The following is a 14,854-nucleotide window of genomic DNA, read 5'->3' on the forward strand; positions in this document are numbered from 1 at the left end:
CGGCTGGATGCCGATGGCATTGCGAGGGCCGTCCGGGGGTGTTGATGGTCTTGTGAGGCTCGTCCCGGAGGACGGTGACGGCGCTGCGAGGGTTGTCCGGGGGGCGGTGGCGGCGGTGCGAGGGTTGTCCGGGGGATGGTGGCGGCGTTGCGAGGGGAGTCCGGGGAGGCGGCGCTGTGAGGGGTGTTCGGTGGGACGCTGCGGCGTCACGCGGCTGTCTGGTGGGGCGGTGACGGCGCCGTGGGGGTGGTCAGGGGGATTTCGGGTTGGGGCGTAGGAGGCCGCGGTCGAAGGCGGCGGCCACCGCGGCGGCGCGGTCGTTGACGCCGAGCTTGCCGTAGATGTGGAGGAGGTGGGTCTTGACGGTGGCCTCGCTGATGAACAGCCGGGCGGCGGTCTCCCGGTTGGTGCCGCCGCGCGCGATCAGGCCGAGGACCTCCAGTTCCCGCGGACTGAGCGGCTCCTCGCCGCGGGGCGGGGCCGGGCGGGCGGCGGTCCGCATCCGGCTCATCAGCCGGGCGGCCACCGACGGGGACAGCACGGACTCGCCGCGCGCGGCGGCGCGGACGGCGCGGAACAGTTCGTCCTGCAGGGCGTCCTTGAGGAGGTAGCCGGTCGCCCCGGCCTCGATCGCGGGGAGCACGTCGCTGTCGGTGTCGTAGGTGGTCAGGACCAGCACCCGGGCGGGCAGGCCGCGCTCGGCCATCCGGGTGATCGCGGTGACGCCGTCGGTGCCTGGCATCCGCAGGTCCATCAGCACCACGTCGGGACGGAGCGTCTCGGCAAGCCGGACCGCCTCGGCGCCGTCGGCGGCCTCGGCGAGCACCTCGAAGCCGGGGTCGCCGGTGAACATGCCGCGCAGCCCGTCGCGCACCACGGGGTGGTCGTCGGCGATGAGCAGCCTGATCACGGGGCCGGTCACGCGGGGTCTCCCACCGGGACGGCCGGCACGCTCGCCGAGATCGCGGTGCCCGCGCCCGGTTCGGACTCGATCGCCAGGGTTCCGGCGACGCGCGCGACGCGGCGGCGCATCGCGGTGAGGCCGTAGCCGCCTGCGGCGGTCGGCGCGACCCGGTCGGGCGCGAACCCGGCGCCGTCGTCGCGGACGTCCAGGGTGATCAGGTCGCCCATGTACGACAGGGTCAGCGCGACGCGGGACGCCTTGGCGTGCTTGGCGACGTTCGCCAGCGCCTCCTGGGCGGTGCGCAGCAGGGTGCCCTCCACCTCCGGATGCATGATCCGTACCGTACCGGTCGTGCTGACCTCGGCGGGGACGCCGTGCAGGGCCGTCCAGCGGCTCGCGACGTCGGCGAGCGCGTCGGGCAGCGCGGAGTCCTCCAGCGGCTGGGGCCGCAGCGCCTGGACGGACCGGCGCGCCTCGGCGAGGCTCTCGCGGGCCATCTGCTGGGCGATGTCCAGGTGGCGCTTCCAGTCGGCGTCCCGGGCGCGGGCCTGCTCGGCCGCCTGGAGCTGGGTGACGACGCCGGCCAGGCCCTGCGCGATGGTGTCGTGGATCTCGCCGGCCATCCGCTGCCGCTCGTCGTGCACGCCGGCCTCGCGGGCCTGCGTGAGCAGCTGGGCGTGCAGTCCGGCGTTCTCCTCCAAGGCCGCCTCCAGCCGCGCGTTCGCCTCGGCCAGCTCGGTGATGATGGCCTTGCGCTGCTGGGTCTCCTCGTCGCCGCGCCAGGCGAACAGGCAGATGCCGCCCGACATCAGCGCGTTCACGGCGAAGATCAGCAGGTAGAGGGGCCAGGACCGGCCGTCGACGCCCCCCGGGCCGCCCATCTGGGCCAGCGCGGCGAGCGCGGCGCAGACGAACACGCCGACGAACCGCACGCGCGGTTTCAGGTAGAACGCGTGCACGTACCCGGTGACGATCGCGAAGCCGTACATCGGGTTCAGCGCGATCAGCGTGCCGAGCAGGCAGACCAGCACGGGGTAGTAGACGCCCACGTGGACGCGGGGCCGGTCCGGCCACTGCGGGTGCAGGGTCGCCATCCAGGCGATCCAGCCGGCCGTCGCCGCGGACAGCCCCAGCTGCAGGGCGACCCTGCCGGCCGACCCGTGGCCGGCCAGCAGGGCCAGCACCGTCGCCAGCGCCAGCGAGACGAACGGGAGGATCCGCAGGACCGACTGCTCGCGCCGTTCCCAGAGGTCGAACCCGGACTGGTGCTCCCGCACGTCACTCCCACCGGAAGAGCCGGGCGGCGCCCCCTGTGGCGACCACCGCGTACACCGCCATTATCACCAGCTGGTAGGGGTGCGGGGTATGGCCCATCCAGGCGTCGCGCATCGTCCTGATGCCGGCGCCGAGCGGGGTGAGGTCGCAGATCCGCTGCAGGGTGTGCGGCATCTGGTCGTAGGGGATGTACACGCCGCCCAGGAACATGCTGGGGAAGAACAGCAGGGCGCCGACCGCGTTGCCGGCGCGCCCGTTCGGCACGACGGCGCTGACGAGCGAGCCGACCGCCAGCAGCGCCAGCAGGCACAGGACGGCGGCGAGCAGGAACCACCCGAAGCCGCGCGGCACGGGGGTGCCGAACGCCGCCGCGCCGACCACGATCATGATCGCGGCGGTCACCGCCGCGGCGCCCGCGTTGATCGCCAGCTGGGCGGTGAGGAGCGCGGACGGCCGGACGGGGGTGGCGCGCATCCGGCGCAGCACGCCGCGCTCGCGGTAGTCCGACAGCACGCTCGGCAGCATGATGAGGCTGAGGATCGCGAACGCGATGCCGGTGCCGAGGACGGCCATGTACTCGGTGGTGGTCTCCCCGCCGAGGTCCTTGGACGGCTGGTCGGCGTCCGGCATCAGCCCGAACCCGAACAGCAGCGCGAGCGGGAGGGCGACGGCGAACAGCGGGGTGAGCACTTCGCGCATCCGCATCCGGAACTCGACGGCGAGGATCTTGCTGAACATGGCGGCGGCTCCTTCAGTCGCGGGCGGACGGCCCGCCGGTCAGGGCGAGGTAGGCGTCGTCGAGGGTGCGCTGGTCGATGCGGAGTTCGGCGACGACGATGTGGTTGCGGGCGAGCGCGGAGGTGACGGCGGTGGCGAAGTCGCCGTGGCCGGTGACGGTCACGTGCGCGCCGGACCGCCGGACGTCGGTGACGCCGGGCAGGCCGGCCAGCAGCGCGAGGTCCAGCTCGTCGACGGGGCGGAACCGCATCCGACCGCCGCCTCCGGTGGCCTCCTCGATGAGCCGCCCGGGGGTGCCGGTGGCGACGATGCGGCCGCCGTCGAGGACGGCGAGCCGGTCGCACAGCTCCTCGGCCTCGTCCATGAAGTGGCTGATGAGGACCACGGTGACGCCGTTCTCGCGGATCCGGCGGATCAGCTCCCAGGTGGCGCGGCGGGCCTGCGGGTCCAGGCCGGTGGTCAGCTCGTCGAGGAATGCGACGCGGGGCGCGCCGACGAGGGCGAGCGCGATGTACAGGCGCTGCGCCTGCCCGCCGGACAGCCTGCGGACGCGGGCGTTGCGCTTGTCCTCAAGGTTCCACTCGGCGAGCAGCTCGGCGGGGTCGCGCGGGGAGGAGTAGAAGGAGGCGTACAGCTCCAGCGCCTCCCGGACCTTGATCGATCCGGGCAGCCCGGTCTGCTGGAGCTGGACGCCGATCAGCTCGTGCAGTCTGCGGCCGTCGGCCCGCGGGTCCAGGCCGAGGACGCGGGCGGTGCCGCCGTCGGGCCGGCGCAGGCCCTCCAGGCACTCGACCGCGGTGGTCTTCCCGGCCCCGTTCGGGCCGAGGATGCCGAAGATCTCGCCCTCCTCGACGGAGAACGACACCCCGTCCAGGGCGATGTGGCCGCCGTACCGCTTGGTGAGGCCGTCCACCTCGATGATCGCCAACGCGTGCTCCTCGGGTCGTCTCGCTGCGACCTCAAGGCTCGCGGAGCGGGGCTCGCGCGCACATCGACCGACCGGCGGTGGGGCGGCTGATCCGGTGCATCAACCGATCGGTGGACGGGCTGAGACGCGGCGTGGCGCCCCCGTGAAGGCGCACCCGGGGGCGGCACGCGGGTCCGGGGAGGCGTCAGGAGGGACGCGGGATGGACTTGTGCTCCAGGTAGGCGTTCAGCCCCTCGGGGCCGAGCTCGCGGCCCAGGCCGCTGTTCTTGAACCCGCCGAACGGGGTGTTCGGGTCGAGGCTGTAGAGGTTCACGCCGCAGCTGCCGGTGCGGATGCGGCGGGCGACCTCGACGCCGTGGTCGACGTCGCCGGTCCAGACCGAGCCGCCGAGGCCGTAGTCGCTGTCGTTGGCGATCCGGATCGCGTCCTCCTCGTCCTCGTAGGGGATCAGGACGAGCACCGGGCCGAAGATCTCCTCCTGGGCGATCCGCATGTCGTTGCGGACGTCGCCGAACACGGTCGGGGCGACGTACCAGCCGCGGTCGTGCGGGCGGTTCAGCCCGCCGGTGATCACCTTGGCGCCCTCGTCCTGGCCGATCCGGATGTAGTTCTCGACGCGCTCCTGCTGCCGCTTGGCGACCAGCGGGCCGATCTCGCTGGAGTAGTCGGCCGGGTCGCCGACGGTGAGGCCGCCGACCATGGCCGCCAGGGCGTCGGCGACCTCGTCGTAGCGGCGGCGGGACGCCAGGATCCGGGTCTGCGCGGCGCACGCCTCGCCATTGTTCATCAGCGAGGCCATCTTGAAGCCCTCGATGGTGGACGCGAGGTCGGCGTCGTCCAGCACGATCGCGGCGGACTTGCCGCCGAGTTCGAGGGTGACCCGCTTGAGCTGCTCGCCGCAGACCGCGCCGATCTTGCGCCCGGCGGCGGTGGAGCCGGTGAAGGACACCTTGTCGACGCCGGGGTGGGCGACCAGGTGGGCGCCGGCCTCGCGGCCCGCCGGGACGATGTTGACGACGCCGTCCGGGATGCCCGCCTCCTTGATCCACTCGGCCAGCAGGTAGCTGTCGAGGGGCGTCTCGGGGGACGGCTTGGCGACGACGGTGCAGCCGGCGATCAGCGCGGGCGCGAGCTTCAGCATCAGCGTGAACTGCGGGACGTTCCACGGGACGATCGCGGCGACGACGCCGACCGGCTCGCGGGTGACGGTGACGGGGCCGAGCATGCCGGGCCGCTCGTCCTCCCAGGCGTAGGTGCCGGCGAGGTCGACGTAGTACTGCAGCACCATCTGCGGGATAGCGGCCTGCCCGAACACCGAGAACAGGATCGGCGAGCCCATCTCCGCGGTGACGAGGTCGGCCATCTCCTGCTGGCGCTCGGCGTAGATCGCCGACAGCTTGCCGACCTTCTCGGCGCGCTCGGCGGGCGTCATCCGCGGCCAGGGGCCCGCGTCGAAGGCGCGCCGGGCGGCGGCGACCGCCGCGTCCATGTCGGCCTCGGTGCCGTCGGGCACCCGGCCGATCACCTCCTCGGTGTGCGGGGAGATGACCTCGATGGTGCCGGTGCCGGCCGGTGCCGTCCACTCGCCGCCGATGAACAGCCGATCGTGCTCGCGCATGCTGAAGTGCCTCCTGCCGGGGGGTCCGCGGAGCGTCCGGAGCGCACCCGTGACCGAATGCTTGCTTGGCTCAGCATGGCATGCGGTTCCGGGGGGTTGGCAAGAGAAATGAGACTAGAGTCTCATCCGGCGAGCAGATGGGCGTTCGGCTCCCGCGCCGCACCCGCCAGCTCCGGCAGTTCGACCAGCTCCACGCCCGCCGCCGCGAGGATCTCCGCGCCCGTGCCCGCCGCGAACAGCGACGGCTCCCGCCAGGCGAACACCACCCGGCGCGCCCCCGACGCGACGATCAGCTCGGCGCACGGCCGGGGCCGCGACGCCCGGTTCCCGCACGGCTCCAGCGAGCTGTAGACGGTCGCGCCGCGCAGCACCCCGCCGCTCTTGGCGATGGCCGCCTCCTCCGCGTGGTCGTGCGGGTCGGCCTCCCGCGAGTGGCCGCGCGCGATCTCCCGGCCGTCCGCGTCGACGATCACCGCGCCCACCGAGAACGCCGTCGACGACGGCGGGCACAGCGTCGCCAGGTCGCACGCCAGCGCCAGCCAGCCCGCGTCGTCCATGATCGCGTCAGCCACGCCCGCCCCCCGCCAGGTAGCGCAGCAGCGCCAGGTCGCCGATCCGGGTGATCTCCGCCAGCCGCATCGGACGCTCCGGCGACTGCGGGAACACCCCGGGCCGGACGAACCGCGGCGCCGAAGGGTCCCCGATGAGGAACGGCGCCACGACCAGCTGCAGCTCGTCGACCAGCCCGGACGTCAGGAACAGCGTGTGGACCGCGCCGCCGCCCTCCACCATGAGCCGCCGCACGCCCCGCGCCGACAGGTCGGCCAGCACGGTCCCGAGCTCCAGCGGCTCGCCGGCGTCGACGACCTCGCCCGCCCCGTCCAGCCGCCCCGCCAGCTCCGCGGCCGTGCCGGACGGCGCGTACACCAGCTTCGGCGACTCGCCCGTGGTGAAGAACCGCGCGCCCGGATCCAGGTCGCCGCTCCAGGTCAGCGTCACCTTGGTGAGGTCGGGCGGGATGCCGCGCGCGGCCCGCCGCTCCCGCCGCGCCAGCGAGCGGATCAGCAGCTTCGGGTCGTCGGCCCGCACGGTCCCGGCGCCGACCAGGATGGCGTCGCAGCCGGCCCGCACCGCGTCGACCCGGTCGAAGTCCGCCGCGCTGGACAGCCGCAACCGCTCCGGCCCCGCGTCGTCGATGTACCCGTCCACCGACATCGCGCAGCTCAGCAGCACGTAAGGACGATCACTCACCCGCCCAGCCTAGGACCCGCCACAAACCCCCCGCCCGCGGCCCGCCCGCCCCGCCCGGCAAGCCGCGACCACCAAGCGAGCGCGCTACCTGACCGGCGGGGCGAAGCCGGAGGCGAGCCCCGCCGGGAAGCTCGCGAAGCGAGGTCGCGCTCGCCCGATCACGGTCAGGGGCGAGCCGCCAGGCGAGCCCCCTGGACCGGGATTGCGACGACACGGCGTTTCTGCGCGGGATGTGTCGGAGGGGACGCCTATGGTTGCTGCGACATGCGAATCCTGCACACCTCCGACTGGCATCTCGGCAGATCGTTCCACCGCGAGGACCTGCTGACCGCGCAGGCGGCGTTCGCCGACGACCTCGTCGCGACCGTCCGCGAGCAGCGGGTCGACTGCGTGCTGGTCTCCGGTGACGTCTACGACCGGGCGCTGCCCGGCGTCGACGCGGTGAAGCTGTGCGACGAGACCCTGGCCCGGCTCGCCGCCCTGACCCGGGTCGTGCTGATCGCCGGCAACCACGACTCGGCGCGCCGGCTCGGCTTCGGGTCCGCGCTGATGGACGCGTCGGGCGTGCATGTCCGCACCGACTTCGCCCGGGTCGGTGAGCCCGTCGTCATCGGCGACGCGGCGATCTACGGCATCCCGTACCTGGAGCCCGAGCTCGTCCGGCATCCGTGGGAGCTGGACGAGCGCAGCCACGCCGCCGCGCTGACGGAGGCGATGCGGCGGGTCCGCGCGGACGCGGCGGAGCGTCCGGGCCTGCGCTCGGTGGTGCTCGCGCACGCGTTCGTGACCGGCGGGGAGAGAAGCGAGAGCGAGCGCGACATCTCGGTCGGCGGCTCGTCGCAGGTGTCGGCGTCGGTGTTCGACGGCGTCGACTACGCGGCGCTCGGCCATCTGCACGGCAGCTGGGTCATCACCGACCGCGTCCGCTACTCCGGTTCGCCGCTGGCGTACTCGTTCTCCGAGGAGCACCACGTGAAGGGCTCCTGGCTCGTCGACCTGCGCGAGGACGGCGTCTCGGCGGAGTTCGCGGAGGCGCCCGTCCCGCGCCGCGTCGCCCGCGTCCGCGGCCGGATCGACGACCTGCTGACGGGCTCGCGGTTCGAGGAGTACGAGGACCGCTGGCTGCAGATCACGCTGACCGACGAGCGGCGCCCGTCCGCCGCGATGGAGCGGTTGCGCCGCCGCTTCCCGCACACGCTCGTGCTCGGCTTCGAGCCCGAGGGCGGCGGCACCGACAACGCCCGCACCTGGTCCGAGCGGGTCCGCGAGCGCTCGGAGCTCGACATCGCCGGCGACTTCGTCGCCGAGGTCACCGACGGACCCGCGACCGACGCCGAACGCGACCTGCTGCACGAGGCGTTCGAGCACTGCCGCCGCAAGGAGGCCCTGGCGTGAGGCTGCACCGCCTGGAGGTCACCGCGTTCGGGCCCTTCTCCGGGACGGAGACGATCGACTTCGACACGCTGTCGGACGCCGGGCTGTTCCTCATCCAGGGCCGGACGGGCGCCGGCAAGACGAGCATCCTCGACGCGGTGTGCTTCGCGCTGTACGGGCAGGTGCCGGGGGTGCGCAACGCGGTCAAGGGACTGCGCAGCGACCACGCGGCGCCCGGCGCGGGGCCGCGCGTGGTGCTGGAGACCACGGTCCGGGGCCGCCGGCTGCGCGTCACGCGCTCGCCGGCGTGGGAGCGGCCGAAGCTGCGCGGGTCCGGCACCACGACCGAGCACGCCAAGGTGGTCCTGGAGGAGTTCGAGCACGGCGGCTGGACGGGCCTCACCACGCGGCTGGACGAGGCCGGCGACCTGATCTCCCGGCTGCTCGGGATGAACGCCGCGCAGTTCTGCCAGGTCGCGCTGCTGCCGCAGGGCGAGTTCGCGGGGTTCCTGCGCGCGGGCGCTGACGAGCGCCGCAAGGTCCTGGAGCGGCTGTTCGCGACCGAGGTGTTCACCCAGGTCGAGAAGTGGCTGGCCGACCGGCGCGCCGCGACCGGGCGGGAGGCGGCCGAGCTGGCCGCCGCCGCGTCCTCGATCGCCGACCGGATCGCGGAGGCGACCGGCGCGGCGCCGCCGCGCGGGGAGCGTCCGGCGGTCCCGGCGCCGCGCCGCGGCGACCAGGTTCCCGAGCCGGCCGCCGACATCGACGCGCTCCCGGTGTGGGCGGCGGAGCTGGCGGGCGGGCACGACGACGTCCGCGCCGCCGCCGAGGAACTGCGGGACGAGGCGGCCGGCGCCGTGCGGGCCGCGCGCGAGGCGCTGGACGCGGGGCGCGCGCTGGCGGAGCGGCGGCAGCGGCACGCCGACGCGCTCGCGCGCCGCGACGCGCTGGCCGCGCGCGCCGAGGAGCGGTCGCGGCTGGCGTCCGGGCTCGACGCCGCCGCGCGCGCCGACCGGGTCGTCCCGCTGGTGCGGGCCGTCCAGGACCGGCACGCCCGCGCCGGGCAGGCGCGCCGGTGGGCCGAGGAGACCCGCTCCCGGGTCGCGGCGCTGCTCCCGCCGAACGCCTCGGAGGACGTCCTGGCGAAGGCCGAGCGGGCCCGCCGCGACGAGACGGCGAAGCTGGCGGACCGCCGCCAGGAGGCCGCGCGGCTCGGCGAGCTGGAGGCCGAGCGGGCCGAGCTGGCCCGCGAGCTGGCGCGCCTGGAGCCCGAGGAGGCGCGGATCGCCGCGGCCCTCGCGGAGCTGCCGGGCGTCGTCGAGGCGGGCCGCGCCGAGCTGGACGAGGCCAGGATCGCCGCGGCGGGGCGGCCGGGCGCCGAGGCCGCGGTGGCCGACGCGCGGCGCCGGCTGGACGCGGCGCACCGCCGCGACCGGGTCGGGCACCTGCTCGAGGAGGCGGAGGCCGCCCACCGCGACGCGGTCGACGCCGCGCAGGACGCCCGCCAGCACGTCCTCGACCTGCGGCAGGCGCGGCTGGACGGCATGGCGGCCGTCCTCGCCGAGGACCTCGAGGACGGCGAGCCCTGCCGGGTCTGCGGCTCCACCGAGCATCCGGCCCCGGTCACCTCGCTCGCGCTGATCCCGACCGAGGAGCAGGTCGACCAGGCGCAGGAGGCCGCCGACCGGGCCCAGCACGACCGGGAGAACGCGGCACGCCAGGTGGAGGCGCTGCGCACCGAGCGCGACGGCCTCCTGGAGACGGTCGGTGAGCTGGCCGCCGAAGCGCTGGCCGAGGAGCTGGCCGAAGCCGAGGAGGCGCTCGCGACCGCGACGGCCCGCGCGGCGGAGGCCGACCGGCTGGAGTCCGTCCTGCACCGCACCGAGCAGGAGCTGGAACGCGTCCGCGACGCGCAGCACGGCAACGTGCAGGCGCTCACCGCGCACCGCACCCGGCGCGCCGAGCTCGACGCGGAGGAGGCGCGGCTGCGGGACGCGCTGGACGAGGCCCGCGGCACCGACCCGACCCTGGAGGCGCGCATCGACCGGCTCGGCCGGGAGGCGGACGCGCTGGCCGAGGCGATGGACGCGCTGCGGGAGGCCGACCGCGCCGCCGAGGAGCTCGCCGCCGCCCGCGCGCGCGCCAAGGCGACCGCCGAGGAGGAGGGCTTCCGCACACCGGACGAGGTGGAAGCCGCCGCGATGCCCGACGAGGACCAGGCCGCGCTGCGCGACCGGCTCCGCCGCTTCGACGACGAGGAGGCCCTCGTCCGCGACCTGCTCACCGACCGGACGCTGGCCGAGGCCGCCGCCGGGCCCGCCCCCGACCTCGCCGCCCTGGACACCGCGCTGGCCTCGGCCGAGGCCGCGCGGGGCGGCGCCGCGTCCGCCGCGGACCGGGCCCGGCACCGCTGCGAGCGGCTCGCGCGGCTGCGCGCGGACCTCGGCGCCGCCGTCCGCGCGTGGCGCCCGGCGGCGGAGCGGCACCGGGTCGCCGAGCGGCTCGCCGGGCTGACCTCGGGCAAGCACGCCGCGAACCGGCGCTCGATGTCGCTGTCGGCGTACGTGCTGGCCGCCCGCCTGGAGCAGGTCGTGGCCGCCGCGAACGAGCGGCTCGGCCGGATGTCCGGCGGCCGGTACGCGCTCGTGCACACCACCGACAAGGCGGCGGGCGACCGCAGCCACGGCGCGGGCGGGCTCGGGCTGCGCGTCGCCGACGCCTGGACCGGCCTGGAGCGCGACCCGGTGACGCTGTCGGGCGGCGAGTCGTTCATCACCTCGCTGTCGCTGGCGCTCGGCCTCGCCGACGTCGTCACCGCCGAGGCGGGCGGCGCCGAGATCGGCACGCTGTTCGTCGACGAGGGCTTCGGCACCCTCGACGAGGACACCCTCGACGAGGTGATGGACGTGCTGGACGGCCTGCGCGACGGCGGCCGCGCGGTCGGCATCGTCAGCCACGTCGTGGAGCTGCGCGGCCGCATCCCGGCGCAGCTCCGCGTCACCAAGGAGCGCACCGGGTCGACGGCCCGCGTCAGCGTCTGAGCGTCAGGGTTTCCGGGCGACGCCCGCCAGCAGCCAGCCCGTCGCGGGCTCGTGCGGGCGGTCCGGGCGCCACTCCGGCGCCGGCACGAGCCCGGGCTCGGCCAGCTCCAGGCCGTCGAAGAACCCGGCGATCCGGGACCGCGGGCGGGAGGTGAACACCAGCCCGGCCGCGGTGACGATCTGGTCCTGGAGGGCGCGTTCGCAGGACGTCATCACGTCGTCGGTGAAGTCGCAGATCGCCAGGTGGGAGCCGGGTGCCATCGCCTCGGTGAAGGCGCGGACGATGCCGTCCGGGTCCTCCTCGTCGCGGATCGCGTCGAGCACCGCGGTCATCAGCACGCCGACCGGGCGGCGCAGGTCGATGAGCGCGGTGACCTCCGGGTCGGCCAGGACCGCCTGGGGCTTGCGGACGTCGCCGTGCACCGCCGTCGCGTTCGGCACCGCGTGCAGCAGCGCCTGGTAGTGCACGACGGCGACGCGGTCGCTGTCGACGTAGACGACCCGGCCGTCGGGGTCGCGGGCGTGCACGACCTCGTGCACGTTGCCCTTGCCGGGCAGGCCGCAGCCCACGTCGAGGAACTGCCGGACGCCCTCGTCCAGCATGTGGCGGACGGCGCGGCGCAGGAACTTGCGGTTCTCGCGGGGCAGCAGCCGGGCCGCCCGGAACGAGCCGAACACCTCGATGGCGACCTCGCGGTCGGCGCAGTAGTTGTCCTTGCCGCCGAGCGAGTAGTCGTAGATGCGGTTGAGGGCCGGGCCGTTGAGGCCGGACCGGGGCGGTGGGCGGTCTGTCATGGTGTCCCCTCGACTGGGAGCGGGGGTGGGTCGAGGAGGTTCCAGCCTAATGGATCGCGATCACCGTCCGCAGGTCCCGCGTCGCGGAAAGCCACCATGGGGAGGTGATTCTCGGAAGACCGCCGTCCGGCCCCGGCCCGGCCGTGCTCAGCGCGAGATGAAGTCCAGGATCACGTTGTGCACGTGGTGGCTCTTGTCGGTGCCGCGGAACTCGACCTCGTAGCCGATCGTCCCGACGTTGATCGCGATCGTGCCGGAGGAGAAGTAGGGCCCGGCCCACGACTTGCTGCTGACCACGCTGACCGAGGTGATCTTGGAGTAGGGGATGCTGGTGATCGCGTACTTCTTGCCCGCAAAGCTCTTGTCCTGGATGATCACCCGGCGGTCGGTGAGCCCGACGAACCCGGTGCCGGTGCCGATCGCGTCGTAGACCGCGATGACCTGCTCGCCGGGCAGCAGCCCGCTCTCGATCTGCTTGAGCTGGCCCGACCTGTCGTGCTCGACCTCGTCGCCCATGTCCGTCCTCCGTGCTCGTGGGTGGTCCGACCCGTTTCGACGAGCGTAGACCGCCGGACGTTCCGCACGCCCGCCTTCGATCAGGCGCCCGGCTCCCGGCCGCCGCATGTGCGGGACGGTGTGGACGGCGGCACATTCCGGCCGGGCGCGTTAGGTCCGGCCCCGGGCGGGCACACCTCCCGACACCCCCGGCCGCCGATCATGACCGACCAGGAGAACGCGGCGGCCACGTCCCCCCGGAGGCTGTCGTGCGCGTCGGAACGGCCATCGTCCTCATCTGGCTGGTCATCGGCGCCATCGCCGCAGGCCAGCGGCACTACTACGACGACCGGAAGGCCAGCTGCGCCAAGGCCGGCACCATCGTCGTCACGATCCTGGCGGGCCCGCTCAACTACGTGGGCGCGAACCCGAAGGTGCACTGCAAGACGCCGGAGCCGAGCAAGTAGCCGGCCGCGTCCGCGACCGCGCGTTCACCTGGGGCCTGCCCTGGCTTTGCGCGGGACGGGGAACGTGCCCGGCATGGGCGCGTGGTTCACCAGGGAGATCGCCGACACCGGGCGGCTCCGGCTGTTCTGCTTCTTCGTGGCGTTCATCGCGGCGTTCCTGTTCATCCGGTTCAGCGTCCGGATGATCCGCAAGCAGGTGCGGTGGTGGCCGGGCAACGTCACGCCCGGCGGGCACCACGTGCACCACGTGGTGTTCGGGCTCGTTTTCATGTGCGTGGGCGGGGTCGGCGGGCTGGCGGTGACCGACGACTCCTCGGGATGGGCGGCGGCGGCCGCCGCCGTCTTCGGCGCGGGCACGGCCCTCGTCCTGGACGAGTTCGCGCTCGTCCTGCACCTGAAGGACGTCTACTGGACCGAGCAGGGACGGCTGTCGGTCGAGGTCGTGTTCGTGACGGTCGCGCTGTGCGGGCTGCTGCTGCTCGGGCTGCGCCCGCTGGGAGCGGACGAGCTCGGCCACCGGGGCCAGACCGAGGGCGGCTGGAACATCGCCGGGGTCCTGGTGTTCGACCTCGGCCTCGCGGTCGTCGCGCTGCTCAAGGGGAAGACGTGGACGGGGCTGATCGGGCTGTTCATCGGGATCGTGGCGCTGGTCGGCGCTATCCGGCTGGCCCGTCCCGGGTCGCCGTGGGCGCGGCGCCGCTACCGGCCGGGCTCGCGCAAGGAGCGGCGCGCGCTGGCGCGTGAACGCCGCTACAGGCGTCCCGTGGAGCGGCTCGCCGGCGCGGTGGGCGACTTCGTCGCGGGCCGCCCCTCCGGCAGGGACTGAGGCCGCTGGCCGGACGGCCGGCCGAGGACGGCGGGCGAGGTCTGCCGCGGGTCCAGGGGGACGCAGCCGACGCTGCGGCCCTCGCCGTCCAGCAGCCGGCCCACCCGCTTGACCCATTTCAGCGTCACCGACTGCTCCACGATCCGGATCTCCGGATACAGCGAGGCGAGCCGGGCCTGGAACGCCGCCAGCTCCCGCATGCCGTGCACCCACACGTTGACCATGAGGTTCGCGCGCCCGACGACCGAGCAGACCATGCGGGCCTCGCGCATCGTCGCGATCGCGTCGGCGACGGCCCGCAGCCGCGGCGGCGGGACGTTCAGCCACAGCATGCCGGTCACCCGCCAGCCGGCCAGCCAGTGCGCGGCCTCGCAGCGCAGCACCGCCCGCCCGCTGGACAGCATGCCGGTGAGCGCGCGGCGCACCCGCGCCTCCGACAGGCCGAGCTCGGCGGCGAGCGCGGCGTGCGAGCGGCGGCCGTCCGGGGCGAGCGCGAGCAGCACCGCCACCTCGTCCTCGCGCAGCGGCCCCGGCTCCTGCCCGCCGCCCGCCGCCGCGCCGCGCTCCAAATCCCGTCGCTGGTCCTGGCTGAGCGAGTCCAGCCGCCACCGGCTGGCCTCGCGGTGCAGCCGGTGGCTCAGATGCGTGCGGGTGAACGTCACGCCGTCGATGCGGCCGACCCGGTCCAGCACGTACTCGCTGACGGCCGCCACGCTCATGGCGCTGACGGTCAGCAGCAGGTCGCGGTTGCCGGTGGTGTGCTCGACGCTGCCCGCGCAGGGGTCGGCGGCGACCTCCGCGGCGATGCGCTGGTTCGCGCCGGGCAGGCAGCCGACCTCGACCAGGGCGAACGCGCCGTAGTCCAGCTGCGACGGGGCCGCCGAGGAGGTCACCCACGCCTCGCCGGACGCGCTGAGCCGCGCCCACCGGCGCGACAGCGTGGCGGCGTCGACGCCGAGCGGGCGGGCGAGCCGCGCCCAGGGCGCGCGGGGGTCGTGCTGCAGCGCGTTCACCAGCGCGAGGTCGAGCTCATCCATGCGACGGATTCGTGCGCGTCAAGGGGCGTTCGCCGAGCATTCGTGCAATCTACTCGATATTTCACGGCCACCCCGATTCTGGTCTGCGTCGCTCCCACCTTCGTT

At 74.6% G+C, this 14,854-nt stretch carries 14 protein-coding genes; 4 read left to right on the forward strand and 10 right to left on the reverse strand.

Annotated features, from left to right (window positions below; all coding sequences use genetic code 11):
- Positions 1-250: 250 nt before the first annotated feature.
- The 7 genes from ACA514_RS04635 to ACA514_RS04665 form a co-directional block, all read right to left on the reverse strand.
- Positions 251-922 carry a response regulator gene (locus ACA514_RS04635; protein WP_375039717.1) on the reverse strand — a complete coding sequence of 224 codons (672 nt, stop codon included), beginning with the start codon at positions 920-922 and terminating at the stop codon, positions 251-253.
- Positions 919-2,181 (reverse strand): sensor histidine kinase, encoded by a 1,263-nt coding sequence (locus ACA514_RS04640; RefSeq protein WP_375039718.1) that lies wholly within the window; start codon positions 2,179-2,181, stop codon positions 919-921. Before ACA514_RS04640 ends, ACA514_RS04635 begins: the two co-directional genes overlap by 4 nt.
- Position 2,182: 1 nt before the next feature.
- On the reverse strand, positions 2,183-2,917 hold the full coding sequence (locus tag ACA514_RS04645; protein ID WP_375039719.1) for an ABC transporter permease: 735 nt from the start codon (positions 2,915-2,917) through the stop codon (positions 2,183-2,185).
- 13 nt (positions 2,918-2,930) lie between these two features.
- Positions 2,931-3,845 carry an ABC transporter ATP-binding protein gene (locus tag ACA514_RS04650; protein ID WP_375039720.1) on the reverse strand — a complete coding sequence of 305 codons (915 nt, stop codon included), beginning with the start codon at positions 3,843-3,845 and terminating at the stop codon, positions 2,931-2,933.
- A gap of 184 nt (positions 3,846-4,029) precedes the next feature.
- On the reverse strand, positions 4,030-5,463 hold the full coding sequence (locus ACA514_RS04655) for an aldehyde dehydrogenase (protein WP_375039721.1): 1,434 nt from the start codon (positions 5,461-5,463) through the stop codon (positions 4,030-4,032).
- A 122-nt stretch (positions 5,464-5,585) separates the two neighbouring features.
- Positions 5,586-6,020 (reverse strand): deaminase, encoded by a 435-nt coding sequence (locus ACA514_RS04660; protein ID WP_375039840.1) that lies wholly within the window; start codon positions 6,018-6,020, stop codon positions 5,586-5,588.
- A 7-nt stretch (positions 6,021-6,027) separates the two neighbouring features.
- Positions 6,028-6,714 (reverse strand): RibD family protein, encoded by a 687-nt coding sequence (locus tag ACA514_RS04665; protein ID WP_375039722.1) that lies wholly within the window; start codon positions 6,712-6,714, stop codon positions 6,028-6,030.
- Between the two features lie 264 nt (positions 6,715-6,978).
- Here ACA514_RS04665 and ACA514_RS04670 point away from each other — a divergent pair, with 264 nt between their 5' ends.
- Both ACA514_RS04670 and ACA514_RS04675 read left to right on the forward strand, forming a co-directional pair.
- Positions 6,979-8,109, forward strand: coding sequence for an exonuclease SbcCD subunit D (locus ACA514_RS04670; RefSeq protein ID WP_375039723.1), 1,131 nt, complete (start codon positions 6,979-6,981; stop codon positions 8,107-8,109).
- On the forward strand, positions 8,106-11,129 hold the full coding sequence (locus ACA514_RS04675; protein WP_375039724.1) for an AAA family ATPase: 3,024 nt from the start codon (positions 8,106-8,108) through the stop codon (positions 11,127-11,129). The genes ACA514_RS04670 and ACA514_RS04675 overlap by 4 nt, the downstream gene beginning before the upstream one ends.
- Positions 11,130-11,132: 3 nt before the next feature.
- Here ACA514_RS04675 and ACA514_RS04680 read toward each other — a convergent pair whose 3' ends face one another.
- Positions 11,133-11,924 carry an SAM-dependent methyltransferase gene (locus ACA514_RS04680; RefSeq protein ID WP_375039725.1) on the reverse strand — a complete coding sequence of 264 codons (792 nt, stop codon included), beginning with the start codon at positions 11,922-11,924 and terminating at the stop codon, positions 11,133-11,135.
- Between the two features lie 147 nt (positions 11,925-12,071).
- Positions 12,072-12,440: a PH domain-containing protein gene (locus ACA514_RS04685; RefSeq protein WP_375039726.1), complete on the reverse strand. Its 369-nt coding sequence runs from the start codon at positions 12,438-12,440 to the stop codon at positions 12,072-12,074.
- 248 nt (positions 12,441-12,688) lie between these two features.
- On the opposite strand from ACA514_RS04685, the gene ACA514_RS04690 reads away from it, so the two are divergent.
- Entirely contained in the window at positions 12,689-12,886 is a 198-nt protein-coding gene (locus ACA514_RS04690) for a hypothetical protein (RefSeq protein ID WP_375039727.1), read from the forward strand.
- Positions 12,887-12,959: 73 nt separating this feature from the next.
- A complete protein-coding gene (locus tag ACA514_RS04695; protein ID WP_375039728.1) occupies positions 12,960-13,712 on the forward strand; it encodes a hypothetical protein in 753 nt (250 codons plus the stop codon).
- On the opposite strand, the gene ACA514_RS04700 is transcribed toward ACA514_RS04695, so the two are convergent.
- Complete coding sequence (locus tag ACA514_RS04700) at positions 13,637-14,749, reverse strand: Lrp/AsnC family transcriptional regulator (protein WP_375039729.1); 1,113 nt, start codon at positions 14,747-14,749, stop codon at positions 13,637-13,639. The genes ACA514_RS04695 and ACA514_RS04700 overlap by 76 nt on opposite strands.
- Positions 14,750-14,854 lie beyond the last annotated feature (105 nt).

The sequence above is a fragment of the Actinomadura sp. NTSP31 genome (assembly GCF_041951385.1).
Taxonomy (GTDB): domain Bacteria; phylum Actinomycetota; class Actinomycetes; order Streptosporangiales; family Streptosporangiaceae; genus Spirillospora; species Spirillospora napierensis.

Bases quoted from the DNA above. Each gene is read 5' to 3' on its own strand.
- ACA514_RS04655 (WP_375039721.1), bottom strand. From the start codon at position 5,463: ATGCGCGAGCACGATCGGCTGTTCATCGGCGGCGAGTGGACGGCACCG.
- ACA514_RS04660 (WP_375039840.1), bottom strand. From the start codon at position 6,020: ATGGACGACGCGGGCTGGCTGGCGCTGGCGTGCGACCTGGCGACGCTG.
- ACA514_RS04695 (WP_375039728.1), top strand. From the start codon at position 12,960: ATGGGCGCGTGGTTCACCAGGGAGATCGCCGACACCGGGCGGCTCCGG.
- ACA514_RS04700 (WP_375039729.1), bottom strand. From the start codon at position 14,749: ATGGATGAGCTCGACCTCGCGCTGGTGAACGCGCTGCAGCACGACCCC.
- ACA514_RS04645 (WP_375039719.1), bottom strand. From the start codon at position 2,917: ATGTTCAGCAAGATCCTCGCCGTCGAGTTCCGGATGCGGATGCGCGAA.
- ACA514_RS04680 (WP_375039725.1), bottom strand. From the start codon at position 11,924: ATGACAGACCGCCCACCGCCCCGGTCCGGCCTCAACGGCCCGGCCCTC.
- ACA514_RS04685 (WP_375039726.1), bottom strand. From the start codon at position 12,440: ATGGGCGACGAGGTCGAGCACGACAGGTCGGGCCAGCTCAAGCAGATC.
- ACA514_RS04670 (WP_375039723.1), top strand. From the start codon at position 6,979: ATGCGAATCCTGCACACCTCCGACTGGCATCTCGGCAGATCGTTCCAC.